The sequence below is a fragment of the Sphingomonas sp. GW821-FHT09B04 genome (genome assembly GCF_059418285.1).
Map to the genome: position 1 here is coordinate 1 of NZ_JBWKPO010000007.1, position 25,186 is coordinate 25,186.

22 protein-coding genes are annotated in these 25,186 nt (G+C 64.9%); 14 read left to right on the forward strand and 8 right to left on the reverse strand.

From position 1 onward, the window contains the following. The 5 genes from AC07NK_RS19315 to AC07NK_RS19335 form a co-directional block, all read left to right on the forward strand. Positions 1 to 182 (forward strand): hypothetical protein (locus AC07NK_RS19315; RefSeq protein ID WP_495172255.1); only part of this gene is annotated, 182 nt, incomplete at its 5' end. A 36-nt stretch (positions 183 to 218) separates the two neighbouring features. Further along, entirely contained in the window at positions 219 to 1,337 is a 1,119-nt protein-coding gene (locus tag AC07NK_RS19320; RefSeq protein ID WP_495172256.1) for a dipeptidase, read from the forward strand. A 292-nt stretch (positions 1,338 to 1,629) separates the two neighbouring features. Beyond that, positions 1,630 to 2,250, forward strand: a complete 621-nt coding sequence (locus tag AC07NK_RS19325; RefSeq protein ID WP_495172257.1) for a class I SAM-dependent methyltransferase — start codon at positions 1,630 to 1,632, stop codon at positions 2,248 to 2,250. 103 nt (positions 2,251 to 2,353) lie between these two features. Next, positions 2,354 to 2,707, forward strand: a complete 354-nt coding sequence (locus tag AC07NK_RS19330; protein WP_495172258.1) for a hypothetical protein — start codon at positions 2,354 to 2,356, stop codon at positions 2,705 to 2,707. A gap of 100 nt (positions 2,708 to 2,807) precedes the next feature. Beyond that, positions 2,808 to 4,049: a threonine synthase gene (locus tag AC07NK_RS19335; protein WP_495172259.1), complete on the forward strand. Its 1,242-nt coding sequence runs from the start codon at positions 2,808 to 2,810 to the stop codon at positions 4,047 to 4,049. Between the two features lie 149 nt (positions 4,050 to 4,198). On the opposite strand, the gene AC07NK_RS19340 is transcribed toward AC07NK_RS19335, so the two are convergent. Continuing rightward, positions 4,199 to 5,683, reverse strand: a complete 1,485-nt coding sequence (locus AC07NK_RS19340; RefSeq protein WP_495172260.1) for an MFS transporter — start codon at positions 5,681 to 5,683, stop codon at positions 4,199 to 4,201. Between the two features lie 19 nt (positions 5,684 to 5,702). Further along, positions 5,703 to 6,728, reverse strand: a complete 1,026-nt coding sequence (locus AC07NK_RS19345) for a LacI family DNA-binding transcriptional regulator (RefSeq protein ID WP_495172261.1) — start codon at positions 6,726 to 6,728, stop codon at positions 5,703 to 5,705. Positions 6,729 to 6,971: 243 nt separating this feature from the next. Between AC07NK_RS19345 and AC07NK_RS19350 the strand changes: the two genes are divergently transcribed. The 5 genes from AC07NK_RS19350 (at position 6,972) to AC07NK_RS19370 (ending at position 16,929) form a co-directional block, all read left to right on the forward strand. Beyond that, the gene (locus tag AC07NK_RS19350) at positions 6,972 to 9,812 is read left to right on the forward strand and encodes a TonB-dependent receptor (protein WP_495172262.1); all 2,841 of its coding nucleotides are present in this window, start codon (positions 6,972 to 6,974) and stop codon (positions 9,810 to 9,812) included. A gap of 62 nt (positions 9,813 to 9,874) precedes the next feature. Next, positions 9,875 to 11,410 carry a tryptophan halogenase family protein gene (locus tag AC07NK_RS19355; RefSeq protein ID WP_495172263.1) on the forward strand — a complete coding sequence of 512 codons (1,536 nt, stop codon included), beginning with the start codon at positions 9,875 to 9,877 and terminating at the stop codon, positions 11,408 to 11,410. After that, on the forward strand, positions 11,407 to 13,221 hold the full coding sequence (locus tag AC07NK_RS19360; RefSeq protein WP_495172264.1) for an alpha-amylase family glycosyl hydrolase: 1,815 nt from the start codon (positions 11,407 to 11,409) through the stop codon (positions 13,219 to 13,221). Before AC07NK_RS19355 ends, AC07NK_RS19360 begins: the two co-directional genes overlap by 4 nt. A 14-nt stretch (positions 13,222 to 13,235) precedes the next feature. Continuing rightward, positions 13,236 to 14,843, forward strand: coding sequence for an alpha-amylase family glycosyl hydrolase (locus AC07NK_RS19365; protein WP_495172381.1), 1,608 nt, complete (start codon positions 13,236 to 13,238; stop codon positions 14,841 to 14,843). Positions 14,844 to 14,871: 28 nt separating this feature from the next. Further along, positions 14,872 to 16,929, forward strand: coding sequence for a glycoside hydrolase family 97 protein (locus AC07NK_RS19370; protein ID WP_495172265.1), 2,058 nt, complete (start codon positions 14,872 to 14,874; stop codon positions 16,927 to 16,929). 191 nt (positions 16,930 to 17,120) lie between these two features. Here AC07NK_RS19370 and AC07NK_RS19375 read toward each other — a convergent pair whose 3' ends face one another. Further along, entirely contained in the window at positions 17,121 to 17,633 is a 513-nt protein-coding gene (locus tag AC07NK_RS19375) for a rhodanese-like domain-containing protein (protein WP_495172266.1), read from the reverse strand. Positions 17,634 to 17,756: 123 nt separating this feature from the next. On the opposite strand from AC07NK_RS19375, the gene AC07NK_RS19380 reads away from it, so the two are divergent. Both AC07NK_RS19380 and mtnP read left to right on the forward strand, forming a co-directional pair. After that, positions 17,757 to 19,169, forward strand: a complete 1,413-nt coding sequence (locus AC07NK_RS19380; RefSeq protein WP_495172267.1) for an amino acid permease — start codon at positions 17,757 to 17,759, stop codon at positions 19,167 to 19,169. After that, on the forward strand, positions 19,166 to 20,035 hold the full coding sequence (gene mtnP, locus AC07NK_RS19385) for an S-methyl-5'-thioadenosine phosphorylase (protein ID WP_495172268.1): 870 nt from the start codon (positions 19,166 to 19,168) through the stop codon (positions 20,033 to 20,035). Before AC07NK_RS19380 ends, mtnP begins: the two co-directional genes overlap by 4 nt. Here the strand turns inward: mtnP and AC07NK_RS19390 are convergent. After that, on the reverse strand, positions 20,028 to 20,453 hold the full coding sequence (locus AC07NK_RS19390; RefSeq protein WP_495172269.1) for a hypothetical protein: 426 nt from the start codon (positions 20,451 to 20,453) through the stop codon (positions 20,028 to 20,030). The genes mtnP and AC07NK_RS19390 overlap by 8 nt on opposite strands. A gap of 36 nt (positions 20,454 to 20,489) precedes the next feature. Next, positions 20,490 to 20,666, reverse strand: a complete 177-nt coding sequence (locus AC07NK_RS19395) for a TetR family transcriptional regulator (protein ID WP_495172270.1) — start codon at positions 20,664 to 20,666, stop codon at positions 20,490 to 20,492. Between the two features lie 59 nt (positions 20,667 to 20,725). Between AC07NK_RS19395 and AC07NK_RS19400 the strand changes: the two genes are divergently transcribed. Further along, positions 20,726 to 21,433, forward strand: a complete 708-nt coding sequence (locus AC07NK_RS19400; RefSeq protein ID WP_495172271.1) for a class I SAM-dependent methyltransferase — start codon at positions 20,726 to 20,728, stop codon at positions 21,431 to 21,433. Positions 21,434 to 21,453: 20 nt separating this feature from the next. On the opposite strand, the gene AC07NK_RS19405 is transcribed toward AC07NK_RS19400, so the two are convergent. The 3 genes from AC07NK_RS19405 to AC07NK_RS19415 form a co-directional block, all read right to left on the reverse strand. Beyond that, on the reverse strand, positions 21,454 to 21,657 hold the full coding sequence (locus tag AC07NK_RS19405; RefSeq protein ID WP_495172272.1) for a DUF1289 domain-containing protein: 204 nt from the start codon (positions 21,655 to 21,657) through the stop codon (positions 21,454 to 21,456). Beyond that, positions 21,654 to 23,093, reverse strand: a complete 1,440-nt coding sequence (locus AC07NK_RS19410) for a DEAD/DEAH box helicase (protein WP_495172273.1) — start codon at positions 23,091 to 23,093, stop codon at positions 21,654 to 21,656. Before AC07NK_RS19410 ends, AC07NK_RS19405 begins: the two co-directional genes overlap by 4 nt. Before the next feature lie 88 nt (positions 23,094 to 23,181). Further along, positions 23,182 to 23,658, reverse strand: a complete 477-nt coding sequence (locus AC07NK_RS19415; protein WP_495172274.1) for a hypothetical protein — start codon at positions 23,656 to 23,658, stop codon at positions 23,182 to 23,184. A gap of 77 nt (positions 23,659 to 23,735) precedes the next feature. On the opposite strand from AC07NK_RS19415, the gene AC07NK_RS19420 reads away from it, so the two are divergent. Continuing rightward, positions 23,736 to 25,175, forward strand: a complete 1,440-nt coding sequence (locus AC07NK_RS19420) for an FAD-binding oxidoreductase (protein WP_495172275.1) — start codon at positions 23,736 to 23,738, stop codon at positions 25,173 to 25,175. Positions 25,176 to 25,186: the final 11 nt, after the last annotated feature.

Consider the following 25,186-nt stretch of genomic DNA (forward strand, 5'->3'; position numbering starts at 1 on the left):
AAATCCAACCCCCGCAACCATCATCACAGCACAACAAAAAGCCGCTGACCCACAAGGTCCGCGGCTTTCTTGCGTTTGGCCTCACCGATGCCAGCATATTGACCTGCTCAGAACGCGCCGATCGCGTCACCCGAACACGCCAGGACATTTGTCGATGGTGCGCGAACCGAAAATCGTCCTAGCATGTCGCCGATGGGCGATTCAGGCATGGAGGCGATATGCGGGTCAATCGGCGGACGTTGATCTTGGGTGCGGGGGCTGTGGCCATTGCCGGGCAGGCCAGATCTCAGGGGCGGGCAAACGGTTGGTATGATCGCGCCATCGTCATCGACGCGCTGGGCGGGATCGGCGATCCCTATGCGCCCGATGAGGTTCTGCGAATGAGCGACCGGGCCTGGGCGGAGACTCTGGCCACCGGCGTGACGATGGTACGCGACACGGTGTTTCCTGTCGGGAACGTCGCCGATCCCTGGGATGAGTATGTGAAGAGCATCGCCGGGAAGAAGGCATATCTTGCCGCCAATCCCGACCGGCTGCTGCTTGTGCGCAGCGCGGCGGACATTCTGAAAGCCAAGCGCGACGGCAGGTTCGCGGTTCTGCTGGGTACGCAGGATACCGCGATGGTTGGACCGAAGCTCGACCGCATCGCACAGCTGAAGAAGGACGGCGTGATGACCGTCCAGCTAACCTACAACAACCGCAACCTGTGCGGGGATGGCTCGCTCGAACCGGCGAACGCGGGCTTGTCGAAGCTTGGTCGCGCGACGATCGAGCAGATCGAGGCCGAGAAGCTTCTGCTCGATCTCAGTCATGGCGGCGTGCGAACGATGGCCGAGGCTGCGGCCCATGCCAAGCGCCCGCTCGTTATCAGTCATACCGGCGCGCGCGCGCTCGCCGACCATCCGCGCAATACGGCCGACGAAACCATCCGTGCCGTTGCGAACAAGGGGGGCGTCGTCGGCGTCTACTTCATGCCGTTCCTGACGCTCGACAGCAGCCCCAAGGGGGCTGATCTGATCCGCCATATCGAGCATGTCGCCAATGTCGCCGGGGAAGACCATGTCGGTATCGGCACGGACAATGGTGTTCTCCCAAATGCTATCGACGACGCGGCGAGGGAGAGTAATCGCCGCTGGGCCATGGAGCGGGCCAGGGCGGGCATCGCGGCGCCAGGAGAGGGCCCGGACGTGTTCCCGATTGTTGCCGACTATAACAGCGTCGATCGCTACCGCCGTCTCGCCGACGTGCTCGAAAAGCGAGGCTGGTCTACGGCGCGTCTGGAGAAGCTGTTCGGCACCAATTTTCTTCGGGTCTACCGCGAAGCATGGGGTGCGTGAGCAATCGCGACGGCAATCGGACGCGCGCTTCCGGGCGCAAAAGAGTCTGTCGCTGCGCCGCCCGCAGCTGAAGCCGGCTAGCAGGCTGTACGTCGGGTCCACCGCCGCCTAGCCTGCGTCCATGCGTCACGATGATCTTGCTGGTGGCCCGGTTCTCCGATCCGTACATCGCCGTGGCTTCGTTACGAGCGCCTTTGCGCTCTGTGTGGTGCCGGTCGCTGCGCGGAGCCGGCCCGATGCCGACGTGCCATACGTCCCGACACCCATTGAGGTCGTCGAGGGGATGCTGGACATGGCAAGGCTCAAGTCGGGCGAGCGGCTGATCGATCTGGGCTCGGGCGACGGTCGAATCCCGCGGGCTGCGGCACGGCGCGGGGCGAATGCGCTGGGGGTCGAGATCGATGCCGGACTTGTCGCCCGCGCCCGTTCGCTCACCCGGCTCGACGGACTGGAGGCGCGTGCGCGGTTCGTACGCGACGATCTGTTCACGGTGTCGCTGCGCGACGCGGATGTGGTAACATTGTACCTGCTGCCCGAGGTGAACGAGCGGCTGAGATCAAAAATTCTCAATGAGATGAAGCCCGGCGCGCAAGTCATCAGCCATGCCTTCGACATGGGTGACTGGCCGCCCGACGAGCACCGCGAGATCGCCGACAAGCATGTTTATCGCTGGACGGTCCCCGCGATCGCCGGCGGCGAATGGCGGGTGATCCGCGCGGACGGTTCGGTGGTGACGCTTGCAATCGAGCAGCGCTACAGCCGGATTACCGGAACACTCGACGGCCGTGTGCTGCGCGACGCGCGGCTCGCAGGCGCGGCGCTCAGCTTCACCGCAGACGGCATCGGCTATCACGGCGTCGTCGGAGATCGCGCCATCGCTGGCGATAACTGGCGGGCGGATCGGATCGACTAGATTATGAGCACTTAAGCCAGAGCAATAGCGAACCACCCATTGGGGGAGGTTCGGACCTCGCCCGCCGATTGCAGACGGTGAAACAGCGGATTGGAAGTTGACCATGGCAAAGGCTGATCGGCTTGCTCGCCTTGATGATCGTAGAGCGGAACTTGAAGCAGAATATACAGCGGCGCTGATTGCCGCGCTCCGAACCACGGCATCTGGCAAATGGGGACTTTTCGATCACAAAGGTGATCGCTGGTCGCGAGCAGCGGCGGCCCCGATAGTCGATAGCCTGAACGAAGTTGGCGATGCCATCGACGCGGCACGGGACCGGCTTGGCATGCCTCCATACGCGCTTCACCAGGAGTTTCTCGCGTCGCGGGGACCGGTTGGACCGCAAGCCGCGGGAGAACCCAAGCAAGCGCAGGCCTGGCTTGATCGCCTCGCAGGAACGGTGGCAACGGAATCTTAGTCCGGTCCGAAGCAGCCGTTCCGCTTTAAACATTTCCGGTCGCCTGATTGGAGGGTCCTGCCCGCTCGACCGCAGCGCCAACCGCCTCTAAGCCGTCAACATGCGCTACAACGACAACCTCACCGCCACCCGTCCGACTTTCGTTACCCATCTCGAATGCTCGATCACCGGCGAGCGATACGAGGCGGATACGCTGCACGGATTGTCGCGTGCCGGGCGGCCGTTGCTGGTTCGCTACGATCTTGATGCGGTCCGCAGCGCGGTTTCGCCGGCGGATCTGGCGAGACGCCCCGCGGATCTGTGGCGCTATCGCGAGTTATTGCCGGTTCGCCAGGTCGCAAACATCATCAGTCTGGGGGAGATCGCCACGCCGATCGTGCCGCTGAGCAAGATTGCAGCCGGGGCAGGCGCCTCAGCCCTGCTGGTCAAGGACGAGGGGCGACTGCCCACCGGATCGTTCAAGGCGCGGGGTCTCGTCATGGCGATCTCGATGGCGAAAGAACTGGGTGTCACCACCATCGCCATGCCGACCAACGGCAATGCCGGCGCCGCCGCGGCGGCCTATGCCGCGCAGGCGGGGATCGAGGCGGTCATCTTCTGCCCCGACGACACACCCGAGATCAACGTGCGCGAGATCGCAGCACAGGGCGCGCGCGTCTATCGCGTCAACGGACTGATCGACGATTGCGGCAAGCTGGTCGGTGCGGGGAAGGAGGCGAATGGCTGGTTCGACCTCTCGACGCTCAAGGAACCGTACCGGATCGAGGGCAAGAAGACGATGGGGCTGGAGCTCGCCGAACAGCTCGGATGGGAATTGCCCGACGTGATCTTCTACCCGACCGGCGGCGGCACCGGCCTGATCGGCATGTGGAAGGCGTTTGACGAACTCGAGGCGCTCGGCTGGATCGGGGCGAAGCGTCCCCGCATGGTCGCGGTGCAGGCCGAGGGTTGCGCGCCGATGGTCCGCGCATGGGAACAGGGCGAGCGCCACGCCACTCGCTGGGAAGATGCGCATACGCTCGCCGCCGGCATCCGCGTGCCGCAGGCGGTGGGCGATTTCCTGATCCTCGACGCGGTGCGCGCGAGCAACGGTTTTGCGATGGCGGTGAGCGACGCTGCGATCCTCGAAGCGGTCGACGACGCCGCGCGGCTCGACGGCCTGCTGCTTTGCCCCGAGGGCGGCGCGACACTCGCCGCGTGGCGCAAGGCATTGGTCGAGGGGCTGATCTCGCCTGACGACCGCGCGGTGCTATTCAATTGCGCGACAGGTCTCAAATACCCGATGCCCGATCAGTCGCTTACGCTCGATCGCCACGGCCCGATCGACTTCGCCGCGCTGTAGGCAATCCTCGGTCCTCTCCCCATTCGTCACCCCGGCCCTGTGCCGGGATCCACCGGGAGGCAAGCGTTGGACTGGAGGCTTCAGGTCTGTCGGTGCGGCGCAGTGGACCCCGGCACAAGGCCGGGGTGGCGGCGAGGAAGCGAGAAGCCCTACGCCTCCTTCACCCGCAACATCGCCACCGCCGCGAACAGCAGCGTCACTGCGGCGAAGGCCATCGTCCAGATCGGTTCGCCGGGGAAGAAGCGGTTCATGATCGAGCCCATCACGGTCGCGACCAGCAATTGCGGTACCACCACGAAAACGTTGAACAGCCCCATATAGATGCCGAGCTTGGCCTGCGGCAGGCTTGAGGCGAGGATCGCATAGGGCATTGCGAGGATCGAGGCCCAGGCGATGCCGATCCCGATCTGGCTGACGACCAGCCAGTGCGGATCGCGGATCAGGAAGAAGCTGGCAAAACCCGCAGCGCCGCAGATCAGCCCGATGATGTGCGTCCGCGCCTTGCCGATCCGGCTCGCGAGCAGCGGCAGCAGGGTCAGCGCCGCGACCGCCGCGATCCCGTTATAGACGGTGAACAGCACGCCGACCCAGTTCGCCCCCTCCTGATAGCGCGGGTCTGTCGCGTCCGCCGCACCGTAGAAATACTGCGCGACCACCGGTGTGGTGTTGATCCACATGATGAACAGCGCCGACCAGCTGAAGAATTGCGCCACAGCGAGCTTCTTCATCAGCGGCGGCATCCCCGCGAAGTCGCCGACGATATGGCTCAGCATGTTGGCGCCGCTGCCGCGCCGGGCGAGGCCGATCGCGATCAGGCTCGCTACGCCATAGCCCGCGAGAAGTCCGCCGAGCAGATAGACCTCCTTTTCCAGCCCGAACTTGCCGACCGCGACGACAACCGCCGCACCCGCCGCGATCCAGATCAGGCTGGATGTATTGCCGCGCGCGGCGAGCACGCGCATCGCGGTCTCGTCCGCCTCGGCGCGTGGGCCGTCGAACGCCGCCATCTCCTGCGGGCTGTATTCCTTCGTGCTCAGGACGGTCCACAGCACCGCCAGGAACAACGCCGCACCGCCGAACCAGAAGGCGTAGCGTACGGTATCCGGGATGCCGCCTCCGGGGGCGACGTTCGACACGCCCAGATGCTCCAGCCCCCAGGGAAAGATCGATCCGACGACCGCACCCGCGCCGATGAACGCGGTCTGCACCGCATAGCCCGCGCTGTGCTGGTCCTTGCGCAGCATGTCACCGACGAACGCGCGGAACGGCTCCATCGACACGTTGAGCGAAGCGTCGAGCACCCACAGCATCACCGCTGCGAACAGCAGCATCGGGGCCAGCGGCATCGCGAACAATGCCAGCGCAGCCATGATCGCCCCGGCCAGAAAATAGGGCCGTCGCCGGCCCAGCCGCCCGAGCCAGGTGCGGTCGCTCATATGCCCGATCACCGGCTGTACCAACAATCCAGTCAGGGGGGCTGCGACCCATAGCGCTGGCAGATCGTCGATGCTGGTGCCGAGCGACTGGAAGATCCGGCTCATATTGGCGTTCTGCAGCGCAAAGCCGATCTGGATCCCGAAAAAGCCGAACGACAGGTTGAACAGGCCCCAAAAGCCCTGACGCGGTTTCTCCATCACGGTTCCTTGAGATGATCTAGTGGGGTGAGCCGCACGAACGTCGCACCACCAGCGTGGCGGGCAGCAGCACATCATCGACGCGTTCTTCGCGGATGCGGCCGAGCAATGTCTCGACCAGGGTCCGCCCCGCAGCGCGGGTATCCTGAAGTACGGTCGTGAGCGGCGGGTTGGTGAAGCTCGCCGCGGCGATATCGTCGAAGCCGACCACGGCGATATCCTCGGCAACCTTGATGCCATGCGCGGCAAAGGCGCGCATCGCGCCGATCGCGATCAGGTCGCTCGCGGCGAGGATCGCATCGAACTTCTCGCCGCTCGCGATCAGCGCCTCGGCCGCCGCGGCGCCCGCTTCCTCGCTGGTCAGCGCGTCGAACTGAAGCCGCTTGCGCGGGATGATCCCGCTTTCCTTGAGCGCCGCGACATGGCCGCGATAGCGGTCGTGGAATTCGGGATAGTGGCTCGACGCGTGGCCGAGGAACGCGATGTTGCGTCGTCCGAGGCTCAGCAGATGCTGTGTCGCTGCGCGCCCGCCGCCATGATTGTCGCATCCGACGGTCAGGCCGATCCCGCCCGATTGCGATCCCCAGCGCACGAAATGCGTTCCCTGCGCCATCAGCTCGGTCAGCTTGTCGCGGTAGAGTTCGTAATCGCCATAGCCGAGCAGGATCAGCCCGTCGGCGCGGCGGCTGTCCTCGAAATCCTGATGCCAGTCGCTGGCGAGCTGCTGGAACGAGACCAGCATGTCCTGCCCGTTGTCGGCGCAGGCGCGCATGATCGATCCCAGCATCGACAGAAGGAAGGGGTTGATCGCGCTGTCGTCGGCGCTCTCGTCCTGAAAGATCAGTACTGCCAGCGTTTCGGCATGGCGGCTGCGCAGGTTCGATGCGGCCTTGTCGACGCGATAGTTCAATTTCTGCGCGATCGCCTCGATCCGCTTGCGCGTCGCTTCGTTGACGCCGGTCCCGCCGCGCAGCGCGCGCGAGACCGTGGGCTGCGACACCCCCGCGAGGTGCGCGATATCGAACGAGGTCGGCTTGCGTTGCATGGCCTTGGGCACTCTTCCCCTATCGTCCGCGGATGTGCCCTCCGCTCGACCTCTGAATGTTCACCCCGTTTCGCCCGCCGCGTCAATGTTGAGCACGGCCATCCGCGCCCACCACGCGACTGAATACGTATGCCGTGTTCTGGCCGCGGCGGCGGCTTGGCGCGAAGAGGGAGACGAACGCGCTGGAATCTGGCGCGCAGACAAGATGGCCCGGGCATAATGGGCCAGCATAGGGGAGGAACCATGCGTCACACCGCCACCGGCCGTCAGGCCGCCCGTCTCGCCATCACCGCCAGCGCCGGCGCCATCGCCGCCATGCTGCTCGTCGCGGCGCCTGCCTCCGCGCAGGATGCCGAACAGCCCGCCGCCGACGAAGGCAGCGAAGTCACCGTCACCGGCTTCCGCCGTGCGCTCGAAACCGCGGTCGCGACCAAGCGCGATTCGAACCAGATCGTCGAATCGGTCTCGGCCGAGGATATCGGCAAGCTCCCCGACAATTCGATCGCCGAAGCGATCGCGCGTCTTCCCGGCCTCACCGCGCAGCGCCTCGACGGACGGGCGCAGGTCATCTCGGTGCGCGGTCTCTCGCCCGACTTCTCCTCGACCCTGTTCAACGGGCGCGAGCAGGTCAGCACCGGCGACAATCGCGGGGTCGAGTTCGACCAATATCCATCCGAGCTGATCGGCGCGGTCGATGTCTACAAGACGCCGTTCGCTGGCCTGATCGGTCAGGGTCTGTCGGGCACGATCAACCTGCGTTCACTTCGTCCGCTCGACTATGGCAAGCGCGTGCTGGGCGTGAATGCGCGCGGCGAGATCGTCTCGCTGGGCAAGCTCAACGCCGGCTCCGACGACAAGGGCTATCGCGCCAGTCTCAATTATATCGATCAGTTCGCGAACGATACCGTGGGCATCACCTTCGGCCTCGCGCACATCAACTCACCGACCCAGTTTGAACGGTTCAACAGTTGGGGCTACCCCAGCTTCGACACCAACAACGATCTTTACGGCATCCGCGATACCAAGGGGACGGCCAGCCAGGCCGACGACACCTTCACCCCGCGTCCCGCCTATGCTGCGGCACAGGGCGCGCGGATCATCGGCGGCGCCAAGCCCTATGTGCAGTCGACCAAGCTGGAACGCACCACCGCGATGGCGACGCTGCAGTTCAAGCCGACACCCGATCTCAACATCCTGCTCGACGGCTATTATTCGAAGTTCAAGGACGCGCAGACACTGCGCGGCATCGAATTCCCGCTTCAGTGGGGCGGTGCGGTGCTTCAGCCGGGCTATACCGTCAAGGACGGCATCATCACCGACGGTACCTGGAGCGGCGTCAAGCCGGTGGTGCGCAACGACGCCAATCTGCGTGAGGCCGATCTTTATTCGGGCGGTCTGAACGTCAGCTACGTCACCGGCGGGTGGAAGATCACCGGCGACGCCAGCTATTCGCGCGTCGACCGTGAGGACAAGGTGCTGGAAACCTATTCGGGCACGTCGCGCGGCGGCGGCAACGGGCCGTTCGACACGCTCGGCTTCAGCCGCGACGCGCAGGGGCGCTACAGCTTCAAGTCGGCGATCGACTATGCCAATCCGGCACAGATCTTCCTGACCAGTCCGCAGGGCTGGGGCGGCGACAACACGCCGGGCGGGCAAGATGGCTTCCTCAACAACCCGAAGATCACCGACGAACTGATGGCCTTCCGCCTCGATGTAGAGCGCGAACTGGGCGACAATCAGGGCAAGATCGCCTTCGGCGCGAACTACAGCAAGCGCGAGAAGTCGCTCGATCTGAAACGCTGGTATCTGGGCCTCAAGGCGAATGCCGCCGATCCGCTGCACAACAGCAGCGTCGCAATCCCCGGCGATCAGCTGCTCGAACCGACCAAACTCGCCTATCTCGGCATTCCGGGTATGGTCAGCTACGATCCGCTCAAGCTCGCCTATAGCGGCCTCTACAACTTCAACGCCGCAACCGACGCCAACCTCTTCGCCTTTGGCTGGGGCGTGCGTGAAGAGATCCTGACCGGCTACGCCCGCTACGACATCGATGTCGAGATGGCGAACGGGTCGAAGCTCGGTGGCAATGTCGGCGCGCAGATCGTCTCGGTCGATCAGTTCTCGAATGGTCAGGGCGCGAGCGGATCGCCTGTCGCGACGGTCACCGACCTGTCGGACGGGGTGCGCTACACCTATGTCCTGCCCAACCTCAACATCGTGGCGCGGCTGAACGACGGCTTCACCGTGCGTTTCGGCGCGGCGCGTCAGATGGCACGGCCGCGGCTCGACCAGATGCGCGCGTCGATGGTCTTCAGCTACAACGCGTCGCTCGCGGGCAATACCGATATCAACTTCTCGCCCTGGGGCGGTGAGGGCGGCAACCCGCGGCTGCGGCCGTGGATCGCCAATGCGTTCGATCTGTCGGTGGAGAAGTACATCGCCCGTGACAGCTACATCGCGCTCGCCGGCTTCTACAAGCACCTCGAAACCTACATCTATCAGGAGAATCAGGTCTACGATTTCACCGGCTTCCCGGTGACCAGCGGGCCTGAGCCGCGGCTGCGTCAAGGCATCGCCAAGGTCTTCCGCAATGGCAGCGGCGGGCGGCTCTACGGCGCCGAACTGTCGGCGACCTTCTCGCTGCGCAACCTCTCCAGCGCGCTCGACGGATTCGGCGTGCTGGGCAGCGTGTCGTACACCGAAAGTTCGATCACGCCCGATCCCAACAATCCGGCGCAGCCGCTGCCCGGCCTTTCGAAATGGGTCGCGAACGGCACCGTCTATTTCGAGAAATGGGGCTTCTCGGCGCGTGCCAGCGTACGCCACCGGTCGAGCTTCCTCGCGGAACTGAGCGGCATCGGCACCGATCGTATCCAGCGGCTCGCCAAGCCCGAGACGATCGTCGATGCGCAGATCGGCTATGAGTTCCAGAGCGGCCCGCTCAAGGGGCTGGGAATTCTCGCACAGGCGCAGAACCTGACCGACGAGCCGTTTGTCACGCATGAAATCGCGGACGAGGCCCTGACGGTCGACCATCAGCGCTATGGCGTCCGTTACCTGCTCGGGTTGAGCTACAAGCTCTGACTTCCCCCCGCCTCCCCGCCGTGGTTCAACTGCGGCGGGGACGTTTTGAGGATCGCTGAAGGATGGCCGATCCCATGCCGCACAGCTCCCGCAGCATCGTCATCGCCGGCGGCGGTACCGCGGGCTGGATGACCGCGGCCGCGCTCGCGCGCTTCTGCGGGCAGGGCTGGACGATCACGCTGGTCGAGTCCGACGAGATCGGCACGGTCGGCGTGGGCGAGGCGACGATCCCGATGATCCGCCTGTTCAATCAGGCGCTCGGCATCGATGAGGCGGAGTTCCTGCGCGAGACGCAGGGCACATGGAAGCTCGGCATCGAGTTCGACGGCTGGCGCGCGCCGGGCGAGCGCTATATGCATGCCTTCGGGCAGGTCGGGCGTGGCCTCGGGCTATTGCCCTTTCATCACTACTGGCTGCGCGCGCATGCGTCGGGCCGGGCGGGGCCGCTCGGCGACTATGCGCTCAACGCGGTCGCGGCCAGGGCCGATCGCTTCGCGCATGTCGAGCGCGCGGCGGATAGCGTCCTGCCACCCATGCCCTATGCCTTTCATTTCGATGCCGGCCTCTATGCCGCCTATCTGCGCCGCTACGCGCAGGCGCGCGGCGTCGTGCGAATCGAGGGGCGGATCGAGCAGATTGAGCGCGATGGCGAGAGCGGCGATGTCGCCGCCCTCGTCCTCGCCGATGGCGTGCGTGTCGCGGGCGAGCTGTTCGTCGATTGCTCGGGCTTTCGCGGGCTGCTGATCGAGGGCGTGCTCGAGACCGGGTTCGAGGATTGGGGCCATTGGCTGCCCTGCGACCGCGCCTTCGCGGTGCCGTGCGAGCGCGCCGATCCGCTGATCCCCTACACCCGCGCCACCGCACGCGCGGCCGGATGGCAGTGGCGGATCCCGCTCCGGCACCGCACCGGCAACGGCTATGTCTTTTCCTCAGCGCATATCGGCGAGGATGAGGCGGCGTCGGTGCTGCTCGCCAATCTCGACGGTGTTCCGCAGGCGGAGCCCCGGTTGCTCAAGTTCCGCGCGGGCAAGCGGCGCAAGGCGTGGAACCGCAACGTCGTCGCGATCGGACTGGCCTCGGGATTTCTCGAGCCGCTCGAATCGACCAGTATCCATCTGATCCAGAGCGGCATCACCCGGCTGCTCGACTTCCTTCCCAATGGTCCGGTCAAGGACGTCGATCGCGATACCTATAACCGCCTCACCGATTTTGAGATCGAGCGGATCCGCGACTTCGTGATCCTCCATTATGCCGCCAACCGCCGGAATGATCCCTTCTGGGCTGCGCAGCGCGGAATGGTGCTTCCGGAGAGTCTCGCCTTCCGCCTCGACCTGTTCCGCGCGAGCGGCCGGATCATCCGTGAGGGCGATGAGCTGTTCGACGTTACCGGCTGGATTCAGGTGATGATGGGGCAGGGGCTCGTCCCCGAGCGCTGGCACCCGCTCGCCGGCGCATTGAGCGATGACGAGCTCGACCAGTTCCTGTCCACCCTGACCGATGCTTTTACCCGCGATGCCGCGCGCATGCCGGCCCACGCCGACTATCTCGAGCGCTTCTGCGCCGTTTTTTCAATCCCCAGCCAGTCGAGTATCGCATGAGAACGCTTGCCCTCGCTTTGACCCTGTTTGCCAGCACCTCCGCCGGCGCGCAGACCGCTGCCCCCGCCGATCTGCGCGCCCGCGCGGCGGAGACGGAGATTCTCTACTTCCTCCTTCCCGACCGCTTCGAGAATGGCGACCCGTCGAACGACAAAGGCGACCTCAAAGGGGATCGCCTGACGACCGGCTTCGACCCTTCGCACAAGGGGTTCTTCCACGGCGGCGATCTCAAGGGCCTGATCCGGCGGCTCGATTACATCCAGTCGCTTGGCGCCACCGCGATCTGGCTTGGACCGATCTACAAGAACAAGCCTGTGCAGGGCGGCCCAGGCGAGGAATCGGCCGGCTACCACGGTTACTGGATCACCGATTTCACCCGGGTCGACCCGCATTTCGGCACTAATGCCGAGATGAAGGCATTCGTCGATGCCGCCCACGCCCGCGGCATCAAGGTTTATCTCGACATCATCACCAACCACACCGCGGACGTGATCCAGTATCGCGAATGCCCAAAGAGCGCGTGCGACTATCGCAGCCGCGCCGACTATCCCTATCAGCGCAAGGACGGGGTGAAAGGCGCGGCGATCAACCCGGGCTTTGTCGGCGACAGCGTGCAGACCCCGGAGAATTTCGCGACGCTCACCGACCCGAACTACGCCTATACACCCTTCGTGTCCGAGGCGGAGCGGACCGTGAAGGTTCCCGCCTGGCTCAACGATCCGATCCATTATCATAATCGCGGCAACACGACGTTCCGCAACGAGAGCTCGACGATGGGCGACTTCGTCGGGCTGGACGATCTGATGACCGAAAGCCCGCGCGTGCTGCAGGGGTTCATCGACATCTATGGCGGCTGGATCGATCAGTTCGGGATCGATGGCTTCCGCATCGATACCGCCCGCCACGTCAATCCGGAGTTCTGGCAGGGCTTTTCCAAGGCGATGATCGATCGTGCGAAGGCGAAGGGCATCCCCAATTTCCATATCTTCGGCGAGGTCGCGAACGACGGGGATGTCGGCGATCTCGCGCTCCACACGCGCGTCCATCAACTCCCCAGCGTCCTCGACTTCGGTTTCCGCGCCGCAGTCCAGCACACGGTTGCGGGCGAGAAGGGACCCGACGTGCTCGCCGCGATGTTCGATCGCGACGCACTGTACGAGGGCGGCGCGGCGACCGCGCTGCTGCTGCCGACCTTCATTTCCAACCACGATCACGGCCGCTTCTCGACCGATGTCCGCAAGGCGTTCCCCAAGGCAAGCGATGCCGAGGTGCTGGCGCGCGTGAAGCTCGCCCATGCGATGCTGCTGCTGCTGCGCGGGGTGCCGACCATCTATGCCGGGGACGAGCAGGGCTTTGTCGCGGATGGCAACGATCAGGACGCGCGAGAGGACATGTTCCCGAGCAAGGTCGCGGTCTACAACGACAACCGGCTGCTCGGCACGAGCAAGACCACCGCTGAGTCCAACTTCGACACTGGCCATCCGCTCTACGCCGAGATCGCCAAACTCTCGATGATCCGCAAGGCAACGCCAGCTTTGTCGCACGGGCGGCAGATGACGCGCACCTATGACGAGAAGCCGGGGCTGTTCGCGGTCTCTCGCTTCGATCCGACAACCGGGAGCGAAGTGCTGGTCGCGCTCAACACCAGCGGTGCTGCGATCACGCGACAGGTGGAGGTCGGCGTTGATTCCAGTGCCTTTGCGCCGCTGGTCGGACAATGCGCGGCATCGGCGTCGGCGCCCGGGAGCGTCACCGTCACGATCCCGGCGTTCGGTTATATCGCGTGCGCAGTCATCGGGGGCGCCAAGTGAGCGAGCCGTCGCGCATGACGGGGACTCAGCCGAACCGCGACTGGTGGCGCGGCGCGGTGATCTATCAGATCTACCCCCGTAGCTTCGCCGACTCGAACGGCGACGGGATCGGCGACCTGCCCGGCGTTGCCGCGCATCTCGATCACGTCGCGTCGCTCGGTGCCGATGCGATCTGGCTCTCGCCCTTCTTCACCTCGCCGATGCGTGATTTCGGCTATGACATCGCCGATTATTGCGGGGTCGATCCGGTGTTCGGCACGCTCGCCGATTTCGATGTTGTGATTGAAAGAGCGCACGTGCTTGGCCTCAAGGTCATTATCGATCAGGTCTATTCGCACACCTCGGATCAGCACGCCTGGTTCCAGGAAAGCCGTGTGAGCCGCGACAATCCCAAGGCTGACTGGTATGTCTGGGCCGATGCCAAGGCCGATGGTTCGCCGCCGACCAACTGGCAGTCGGTGTTCGGCGGCCCGGCCTGGACCTGGGATGCGCGCCGTGGCCAATATTATCTGCATAATTTCCTGAGCGAGCAGCCCGACCTCAACCTGCATAACCCGCAGGTGCAGGACGCGGCGCTGGCGGCAGCGAAATTCTGGCTCGACCGTGGTGTCGACGGCTTCCGCGTCGATGCGATCAACTTCGCGATGCACGATCCCGAATTTCGCGACAATCCGCCCGCGCCCGACACGGGTGCACCGCGTACGCGTCCGTTCGATTTTCAGCAGCATCTCTACAATCAGAGCCACCCCGATATCGTCCGCTTCCTCGAGCGGCATCGCGAGCTGACCGACAGCTATGGCGGCCGCTTCACCGTGGCCGAGGTCGGCGGGCCGACGCCCGAGGCCGAGATGCATGCGTTTACGGAAGGGCAGGCGCGGCTCAACAGCGCCTACAGCTTCGACTTCCTTTATGCGGACAAGCTGACCCCCACACTGGTGAAGAAGGCGGTCGCGACCTGGCCCGATGCGCCGGGCACGGGCTGGCCAAGCTGGGCGTTCGAGAATCACGACGCGCCGCGTGCGCTCTCGCGCTGGGCGGATGGAGCGCATCGCGACGCCTTTGCCGCGATGAAGATGCTGCTGCTGATGTGTCTGCGCGGAAACGCCATCCTGTTCCAGGGGGAGGAACTGGGTCTGACCCAGGTCGAGATCGCCTATGACCAGCTTCAGGATCCCGAGGCGATCGCCAACTGGCCGCTGACCTTGAGCCGCGATGGCGTGCGAACTCCGATGCCGTGGCGTGCGGATGACGAGAATCTCGGTTTCACCCCGGGCAAGCCGTGGCTACCGCTCGGTCCCGATCACGCCGCGCTGGCGGTGGACAGGCAAACCACGCAGAACGGCTCGCTGCTCAACCAGACGCGCGGGCTGATCGCCTTGCGCGCCGCCAATCCGGCACTGCGTGTCGGCGCGATGGAGGTGCTGGAAGCGGGCGAGGCACTGCTCGTCTTCACCCGCACCGCGGACGGGCAGGCGCTGACCTGCGCGTTCAATCTGGGCAAGACGCTGCTGGCATGGCATCCAGCACAGCCGGATCGGTTCCGGGTGCTCGCGGCGGTCAATGGCGCTGCACCGGGATCGCTGCCCGCCTATAGCGGGCTGGTGCTCGAACAAATCGCCTGAGAAGATGGCCGCGTAACAGGAGAGTGAGATGGGCAGATTGATCGCGCTGACAGCGTTGACTTCGATGATGGCGATGCCGGCGCTGGCGCAGGGCGTGGTTCAGAACACGGCCCTGAAAGAAGGCGGCGCGACGGCGATCTCGCCCGACGGCAAGCTCCGCGTCACCGTGACCGTCGATGGCGACGGTCGCCCGCACTATGCCGTCGCGCGCAACGGCAAGGTCCTGATCGAACCCTCGCGGCTCGGTTTCCTGCTCACCGACGCGCCCAAGCTCGAACGCCGCTTCGCGATCGAGAGTCAGGCGACGACCTCGGCGGACTCGACGTGGGAACAGCCCTGGGGCGAGTGGAAGAGCATCCGCGACCGTCACACCGAATTCCGCGTGCGCCTCAAGGAAACGACCGCGCTGGCCCGCGTCATGGACGTAGTGTTCCGCATCTTCGACGAAGGGGTCGGCTTTCGCTACGAATTCCCCGATCAGCCCAATTTGAAGCACGCCAATATCGCGGACGAGCTGACCGAGTTCGGGCTGGCGGGCAATGGCACCGCTTGGTGGATCCCGGCGGGCGAGTGGAACCGCTACGAGTATCTCTACAACCGCACGCCGATTTCCGAAGTCGGTCAGGCGCACACGCCAATCACGGTGAAGCTGCAGGACGGCACGCATATCGCCTTCCACGAAGCGGCGCTGGTCGACTATTCCAGCATGTGGCTGCGCCGCGTGACCGGCACGCGCTTCAAGGCGCAGCTCTCGCCCGGTGCGGGTCCGGCCAAGGTGGTCAAGCAGGGGCCGTTCACCACGCCCTGGCGCACCATGGTGATCGCCGACGATGCGGCGGGCCTCTACACCGGCAGCCGCATGACGCTGAACCTCAATGAGCCGAACAAGCTCGGCGACGTCAGCTGGGTCAAGCCCGGCAAGTTCGTCGGCGTGTGGTGGAACATGATCAAGGGCAAGTGGAGCTGGGCGCGCGGGCCGCAGCACGGCGCCACGACGCAGAATGTGAAACGCTATATCGATTTCGCCGGCGCGAACGGCATCCCCGGCGTGCTGGTCGAGGGGTGGAATGTCGGCTGGGACGGCGACTGGTTCGGCAACGGCACCGACATGAACTTCTCCGGCCCGACCGAGGGTTTCGACGCCGCGGGTCTGGCTGCCTATGCCAAGTCCAAGGGCACCGCGCTGGTCGGCCATCACGAGACCGGCGGCTCGGCCAGCCACTATGACAAGCAGCTCGACACGGCGTTCGCCTGGTCAGCCGCGCATGGGCAAAAGGTGGTGAAGACCGGCTATGTCGCCGACGCCGGCCAGATCGGCCGGGTCGATCCCGACGGGTCGGAGCATCGCGAATGGCATGACGGCCAGTGGATGTCGAACCATCATCTGCGTGTCGTGCTCGCCGCGGCCAAGTACAAGATCAGCGTTGATCCGCACGAGCCGATCAAGGACACCGGCCTGCGCCGCACCTACCCCAACTGGCTCGCCCGCGAAGGTGCGCGGGGGCAGGAATATATGGCCTGGCAGGGCAAGAACCCGCCCGAGCACGAAGCCAATCTTGTCTTCACCCGGATGCTGTCGGGGCCGATGGACTTCACGCCGGGCATCTTGAGCCTCAAGGGCGAGAAGGACAGCGACATCCCCTCGACCATCGCCAAGCAGCTCGCGCAATATGTCGTGATCTACTCACCGGTGCAGATGGCCGCCGACGAGCCGGAGACTTACGCCAGGCTGATGGACGCGTTCCAGTTCATCAAGGACGTGCCGGTCGACTGGGCGGACACGCGCATCCTCAACGGCGAGGTCGGCGATTATGTGACGATCGCGCGCAAGGACCGCAACAGCGCCGACTGGTATCTGGGTTCGGTCGGCGACGAGCAGGCGCGCAATCTGGAGGTGACGCTCGATTTCCTCGATCCGGGCAAGACCTACACCGCGCAAATCTATCGCGACGCGCCCGACACGCGGTACGACAGCGATACGCGGCACAAATACGTGATCGAGACGAAGAAGGTGAAGCGCGGGGACAGGCTGATGCTGGCGCTGGCCCCGGGCGGTGGACAGGCGATCCGCTTCGCGGCAAAATAAGGGACGGAGTGCGTCAGGGTTCTCTTGCACCCCGACATCACCGCAACCTCATCACGTCACCCCGGCCTTGTGCCGGGGGCCACCTGGAGGCAGGCGTCGGGCAAGAGGGTTGAAGGTCGCCAGTGTGGCGCCGTGGACCCCGGCACAAGGCCGGGGTGACGGAAAGGGGAAATCGTTGTCCAACGATCCCCCTACGCGCGCACCCACTCCACCTTGGGATCGTTGAAGTCGATCACATCGGCCAGTTCCCACACATTGCGATAGCCATAGCCGACCAGGTTGATGAACGTCTGGATGTTGAGCGCCAGCGGGCGCGCCTTCATCGGCACGGGACGTGTGCGGTTTGAGAAATTGTTGTTGCAGTAGATCAGGATGCGGCGGTGGACGTTCGGTCCGACCGTCTCTTCCAGCGACTCCGCGTTGAAATCGGGGAAGGGCAGGTTGACCGCGCCCTTGATATGCCCCTCGCGGAACGCGCTTTCCGAACGCGCGTCGAGCAGCAATGTACCGGTCGAGGCAGCCTGTTTCTTGAACTGTGCGAAGGGCAGCAACCGCTCATTGCGCAGCGCGCCGACATCACCGGTCAGCCGCTGGAAGCCCGGATAGTCGATCTGCGGGTTGACGGCTTCGGCCGCGCGCGACTGGCCGAGTGCGGGCGTTGCTGCGCCGATGCCGACGAAGGACAGGAAGAGGCGGCGGTCCATCGATCAATCCTCCGAATGGCGAGAGCGTAACGACCCTGCGCCCGGCTCGCTGTCTGTCGCATGAACCGTTGACGGCGCGCGGACTGCGGCGCACCAGTCTCAGCTGCAACAAAGGGGGTTCCTATGGCTGGCGGACTGTTTCGGACGAAGACGGTGAAGGGGGCCGCCGACCATGCGCCCGAGCATCGCCTTGCCGCCACATTGAGCTGGCCACACCTTGTTGCGCTGGGTGTCGGCGCGATCGTCGGCACTGGCATCCTGACGCTGATCGGCGTCGGTGCGGGCAAGGCCGGCCCCGCCGTGATTCTGTCATTCGTCATCGCTGGCGCAATCTGCGCCTGCGCCGCGCTCGCTTATGCCGAAATGGCGACGATGATGCCCGCATCGGGCAGCGCCTATACCTATAGCTACGCCGTGCTGGGGGAGATCATAGCCTGGGTGGTCGGGTGGTCGCTGATTCTCGAATATTCGCTGGTGGTCAGCACGGTCGCAGTCGGCTGGTCCGGTTATGCGGCGCCGTTGCTCCATGCCTGGACGGGCATGCCGTTGGAATTGATGGCTGGACCGCACGCAAACGGGATCGTCAATTTGCCCGCGATTTTCATCATCGCGGTGGTTGCGGGGCTGCTGTGCCTCGGCTCCAAAGAGAGCGCGACGCTCAACGCCGCGCTGGTGGTGGTCAAGATCATCGCGCTCGCCGTGTTTGTCGCGGTGGCGCTGCCCTATTTCAACGGCGTCAACCTTGAGCCGTTCGCACCGTTCGGCTTCGCCAAGACGATGTCGCCCGACGGCGTCGAGCGCGGGGTGATGGCGGCGGCGGCGATCATCTTCTTCGCCTTCTACGGCTTCGATGCGATCTCGACAGCGGCGGAGGAGACCAAGAATCCGGGCCGTGATCTCGCCATCGGTATTGTCGGGTCGATGATTGCGTGCATCGCCATCTATATGCTCGTCGCGGTCGCGGCGGTCGGCGCGACGCCGTTCACCCACTTCGCCAACAGCCCGGAGCCACTCGCGCTGATTCTCCGCGATCTCGGGCGTCCCGGTTTCGCGACCTTCCTCGCCGTCTCCGCGGTGATCGCGCTGCCTACGGTGCTACTCGGTTTCCTATTCGGTCAAAGCCGCATCTTCTTCACCATGGCGCGCGACGGGATGTTGCCGATTGCCCTTGCCAAGGTATCGAGCCGCGGTTCGCCGGTGCGCATCACCCTGTTCACCGCGGCGATCGTTGCGGTGATTGCGGGTCTCTTGCCGATTGACGAGATCGCGGCGCTGGCCAATGCCGGGACGCTCGCCGCCTTCACTGCAGTCGCCGTATGCATGATGGTGTTGCGCCGTCGCGCGCCCGATGCACCGCGCACGTTCCGCACGCCGCTCTGGTGGCTGGTGGGCGGAGGCGCAGTACTCGGTTGCATCTATCTGTTCTTCAGCCTGCCGATGAAGACACAGCTTTGGTTCCTCGGCTGGAACGCGCTCGGGGTTGTCATCTACTTCGCCTACGCTCGTCCGCGGGTGAGTGCGAAGGGGGTGCAGTGAGCGACTGGCATATCGGGATCATTGGCGGTTCTGGGCTTTACGAGGTCGAGGGGGTCGAGGGCGGCGAATGGGTGAATGTAGTCTCGCCCTGGGGTGAGCCTTCGGACGCGATCTTCACCGGGCGGATGGGCCATACCCGCGTCTCGTTCCTGCCGCGGCACGGGCGTGGGCACCGGATTTCGCCGTCGGAACTCAACAGCCGCGCCAATGTGGATTGCCTGAAGCGACTGGGCGCTACCGATATTCTCGCTGTCTCCTCGGTTGGCGGGCTGACCGAGGAGCGTGCGCCGGGGACGTTCACTGTTGCCGATCAGTTCATCGACCGCACCAAGGGCCGCCCGTCGAGCTTCTATGGCAGCGGCATGGTCGCGCATATCTCGATGGCGGACCCGGTGTGTCCGCGGCTTTCACGTCTCGCCACGGAAGCGGCGCGGTCAGCAGGCGCGCAGGTGCACGAAGGCGGTACCTACCTTGCGATGGAGGGGCCACAATTCTCGACCCGCGCCGAAAGCCATCTCTACCGCAGCTGGGGCTGCGACATCATCGGCATGACCGCGATGCCCGAGGCCAAGCTCGCGCGCGAGGCCGAGCTGCCCTATGCGTTGGTGGGCATGGTCACCGACTATGACTGCTGGCGGGAGGAAGAGGCCGGGGTGGATGTCGCGCAGATCATCGCACAACTTTCGAGCAATGCCGCCAAGGCGCGTGCGATGGTGACGGCACTGCTACGTGGCCTACCCGAAATTCGCGAACCGTCGCCGATCGATACGTGCCTCGACGCCGCATTGATCACCGCGCCGTCCGCGCGCGACCCAGCCTTGCTGGCAAAACTCGATGCGGTAGCCGGGCGGGCGCTCGTCAGGTGATAGCGGATATGGGACGCAGATAGCCGACGAGCAGGCGGGTCACCTCGTTCACGAAGTTGGTTGCCTCGATTCTGGCTGAGTCTGGTGGACGAAGCACGATTTCATGGGTCAGCGTTTCAACCGTGGTCACGCAGATGAAGGTCGCGGTGTCGAGGTCAGTCACCCCGATCTCGCTCCGGCGCGATTCGAGATAGGCGCGAACCACCGCGCAGGTTTCGTGTTTGATCGTTTCGATCTCCGCGAGCTGCCCGTGACGGGGGACTTGCTCATCGAAGATCCGGTGCAGCTCGGGATCGACGCGGTGTGCATCGACCATCGCGCCGACCAACTCACGCAGCGCGGATTCAAGGTCGAGCGACGCTACCGCCGCCATCGCATCGCTCAGCAGCGCCAGAATCTGGCGGTTGTGGCGCGCCACCAGCGCCGCGACGAGCGACTCCTTGTTCGGGAAATACTAGTAGAGCGAGCCAATGCTGACTCCGGCGACCGCGGCGATCCGGTTGGTGCTGGCACGGTCGTACCCCTCGCGTAACAGAATGCGAGCAGTGGCACCGAGCAGCGCCTCGACTGTCACCTGCGACCGGGCCTGCGATGCCGATTTCCGCGGGTTCATCGAAATTGCGCGTGCCATCGCCGCTCAGCGCGCCAATGCGAGTAGACAATGTGAGCGATAGCTCGCAAATTTACGGCATGCAATCCATGGCTCCCGACCGCTATCTGCACGATGCCGCCGCACAGGCTGGCTTCACGCCTGCTTTTCCGCTGCTTGGCCTCTATGACCCGGTCGTCCGACTGCTTAGCCGGGATCGGGCGTGGCGATCGGCGTTACTCGAGCGGCTGGCACCGCGCGCGGGCGAGCTGATCGTCGATGCAGGCTGCGGGACCGGAACTTTCCTTGCGGAAGTCGGGGTCCATGCTCCCGGCGCCGAATTGTTCGGGCTGGACCCCGATGTCCGCATCCTGCGGCGTGCGCGCGGCAAGCTGGCGGCGGCGAGTGTTGCGGCAAATCTGCAGCAAGGCTTTCTGCGTGATATCGCCGGATTGCTCGAAGGCAGAGTGGCTGCAAAAATCAGCTGCAGCCTGGTATTCCATCAGATTCCGCTGGCCGAGAAGCGTGCAGGGCTGGCGGCGATGTACGATGCGCTAGCGCCGGGCGGGACGCTGCTGATCGCGGACTATGGATTACAGCGGACTGCGGCGATGCGCGCGCTGTTCCGGCTGGTCCAGATCGTCGACGGGTTCAGGGATACCCAGCCGAATGCCGACGGCGTGCTGCCGGTGCTGATGCGTGAGGCCGGGTTCGCGGATGTCGAGGAAACCGACCTGTTCGCGACCGCGACCGGCTCGGTTTCGATCTACCGCGCGATCCGGCCGGCCAAGGCTGCGCCTCTCGCCTGACGCGGTTCAGCGGAGAGCGCTCAGAGCCCCATCGAGGCAATGCGCGACAGGATTTCCCTTCGCCGGTCGTCGGTCGCGCTTGACCATTCGGCGATCTCGCCCAGCGTGCGCCCGCAGCCCTCGCACAGACCATCCGTCATGCGGCAGATGTTGATGCACGGGCTTTCGACCGCGGGCAGGGGTGTGAAGTCGAGGAAATCATCCTCGCCTTCAGTTGCGGTCACGCGGGAATGGTGAAGTTGAGGAATTCGGGAACGGGGCCGTTCCAGCCATCATCGGGACCATCGTCGCGCTCGTCACGGCGGCGGTCGCGATCACGGCGCGGACGATCATCCTTGCGCGCATCGCGCGATTCAGGACGCTCGGGGCGACGCTCTTCCTTCCGGGTTTCTCGCGGTTCGGGGCGGCGCTCTTCCTTCTGAGCTTCCCGGGGCTCGCGCGGCTCTTCCTTGCGTGGCTTGTCTTCGGGCTTCTTGTCCGATTTGGGCTTGTCGGCCTTCTTGCTGCGGCCCTTCTTCTCTTCCTTCGGTTCCTCGGCGGGCAGTTCGCCGATTCGCTCGATCTTCGTGCCCTGAAGCTTCTCGATATTCTCGATCGCCTCGGCGTCCGCGCTCGACACGAGCGTGTAGGCGGTGCCGGTAGCGCCCGCGCGGCCCGTGCGGCCAATGCGGTGGACGTAGTCGTCGGGATGCCAGGGGGCATCGAAGTTGAAGACGTGGCTCACGCCCTTGATGTCGAGGCCGCGTGCCGCGACGTCAGACGCCACCAGAATGTTGACGTCGCCAGCCTTGAACCGGTCAAGCTCGGCGATGCGCGACGACTGATCCATGTCGCCATGGATCTCCGCCGAACGATAACCGTGCTTCTGCAGGCTCTTGTTGAGTTCGCGCACCGTCGTCTTGCGGTTGCAGAAGATGATCGCGGTGCGAACATCTTCCCGCTCCAGCAACTTGCGAAGCGCCTCGCGCTTGCCAAAGGCGCTGTTCGGCACCGGCACGAGCCGCTGGGTGATGTTGGTGTTGGTCGAGGCGGGGCGTGCCACCTCGATCGTTTTGGGATTCGACAGGAACTTGTCGGCCAGCTTCTTGATCGGCGGCGGCATCGTCGCCGAGAACAGCAGCGTCTGGCGATTGGCCGGCAGCTTGGTGCAGATATTCTCGATATCGGGGATGAACCCCATGTCGAGCATCCGGTCGGCTTCATCGATCACAAGCAGGTTGCAGCCGGTGAGCAGGATCTTACCGCGCTCGAACAGGTCCATCAGGCGGCCGGGCGTGGCGATGAGGACGTCGACGCCCTTTTCCAACGCCTTGACCTGGTCACCCATTTGGACGCCGCCGATGAGCAGCGCCATGCTGAGCTTGTGGTGGGTGCCGTATTTCTCGAAATTCTCGGCGACCTGCGCGGCAAGCTCGCGTGTCGGCTCGAGGATCAGGCTGCGCGGCATCCTCGCGCGGCTGCGGCCATGCGCGAGGATGTCGATCATCGGCAGCACGAACGAGGCGGTCTTGCCCGTGCCCGTCTGGGCGATGCCGATCAGGTCGCGCATCATCAGCACCGAAGGGATTGCCTGGCGCTGGATCGGGGTGGGGTCGGTATAGCCGGCCTCTGTGACGGCCTTAAGCAATTCGTCAGAGAGGCCGAGATCGGCGAAGCTCATCCAGATGTCCGGAAAGAAGGGGCAAAAGCCCGCATTAAACAGCCGGGCGCATTGAGGAAATGCGCCACAAAGTCAAGGTAAAGACGAATTAGCGCTGCGGAACCAGTGTCCGGAACGCCTTGATCCGGCATTCGCCGCCCGATCGCGAACGGAATACGTCGCGCTTCGCGCAGACCATCCCGTCCTTGGTCGGCTTGACGTAGAAGCCGGTGTAGAAATCGAGCGCGGGACATTCATTACCCAGCCGCGCGCGTACACGCTTGCCGCCCGACAGGAACAGATCGACGCTGTCCGGGCGCGTGATCGTCGCGCCGGCCAGGTTCTGGATCTTGACGCATTTGTCCGAATCCTTCTCGACCCAAGCGATCGGGGGAAGCGGCGCGGCGGGGGCGGAGACGCGGCGGACGGTGTCGGGACGCGGCACGCGAATCACGACATGCTGCTGAATCCGCACCTGTGCGATCCGTGACGGGCCGATGACGACAGGTGCCGGTTTGCGTCCATCTCCCGGAGGAGCTGGAGGCAACAGCAGCGCAGTCGTGGCGGCAAGCAGCAGATACACCATTTCACCATGCCCTATAGCGGACGCGCTTGAACAGTGGATGAATTGCGGGCGGAGGCCCTCGATGGTAGCGGCGCAGCATGGCGCAGCAGAATGTGATCGATGCGGTGACGGCGCGGTTCGGGCCAAAGGCGGTACTGACCGATTCGCAGGCTATCGCGCCGTGGCTCTGTGACTGGCGCGGACGCTATCAGGGCACAGCAGCGGCGATCTTCCAGCCCGATTCGACGGCTGCGGCAGCTGTGATGGTGGCGCTTGCCGCGCAGCACGGCGTTGCGCTGGTGCCTCAAGGGGGCAACACCTCGATGGTTGGCGGCGCGACCCCGCCCGCGGATGGATCGGCGCTGATTCTCTCGCTGCGGCGGATGAACCGCGTGCGACGGATCGATGCGGCCGCAAACCTGGCCGAGGTGGAGGCAGGGCTGATTCTCGCCGATCTCCACGCCGCGGCGCTTGCACAGGGCCGACGCTTTCCACTGACGCTTGGGGCCAAGGGCAGCGCGACGGTGGGCGGCCTGGTCTCGACCAACGCCGGGGGGACGCAGGTGTTACGCTTTGGAACGATGCGCGGGCTGGTGCTGGGGCTTGAGGCGGTGCTGCCCGACGGAAGCGTCCATGAGGGGCTGGCCGCGCTCAAGAAAGACAATCGCGGCTATGACCTCAACCAGTTGCTGGTCGGGGCCGAGGGGACGCTGGGCGTGGTGACCGCGGCGAGCCTCAAGTTGGTGCCAGCGGTGCACGCGCGCGCTGTCGCGTGGGTAGGTCTGGCTTCGCCCCATGCGGCGCTTGACCTGCTGTGGAGGCTGGAAGCTGCGACCGACATGGTCGAGGGCTTCGAGATCATTCCCGCTCGTTCGCTGGCGGCGGTGCTGCAGCATATACCGGGTACCCGCGCGCCGTTGACCGGCGATCAGCCCTGGCACGTGCTGATCGAAGCGGTAGCGACCAGTGCCGATCAGGAATCGCCTGCCGTCCTGCTCGAACGACTGCTGGCAGTTGCGCTGGAACTTGGGCTGGTCGCCGATGCCGTGATCGCGGCGAGCGAAGCGCAGGCGGAGTCGTTCTGGAAGCTGCGCGAATCGATCTCTGAGGCGGAGCGCGCCTGCGGCCCGGCCTTGCAACACGACATTTCGGTGCCGGTGGCGGGCATGCCTGATTTCATGGTCGACGGCGCCAGGGCGGTCGAGGCGCGCTTTCCGGGCGTGAGCGCGGGTGCGTTCGGCCATCTCGGCGACGGCAACGTCCATTTCCATGTCCGCGCGCCAGCGGGCAGCGCTGCGGATTGGGTGAAGGCCAATTCGGACGTGATCAGCCCCTTCGTCCATGATCTTGTCGTTGCGGCCGGCGGATCCATCTCCGCTGAGCACGGTATCGGTCAGATGAAGCGCGACGAATTGGCGCGGCTGTCCTCGCCGGCGCGGATGCACGCACTCACGGCGATCAAGCGCGCCTTCGACCCGCGAAACCTGTTCAACCCAGGTAAGCTCGTTTCCCTTGCACCGGAGCGCCGGGGCCAATAGACCGCGGCAGC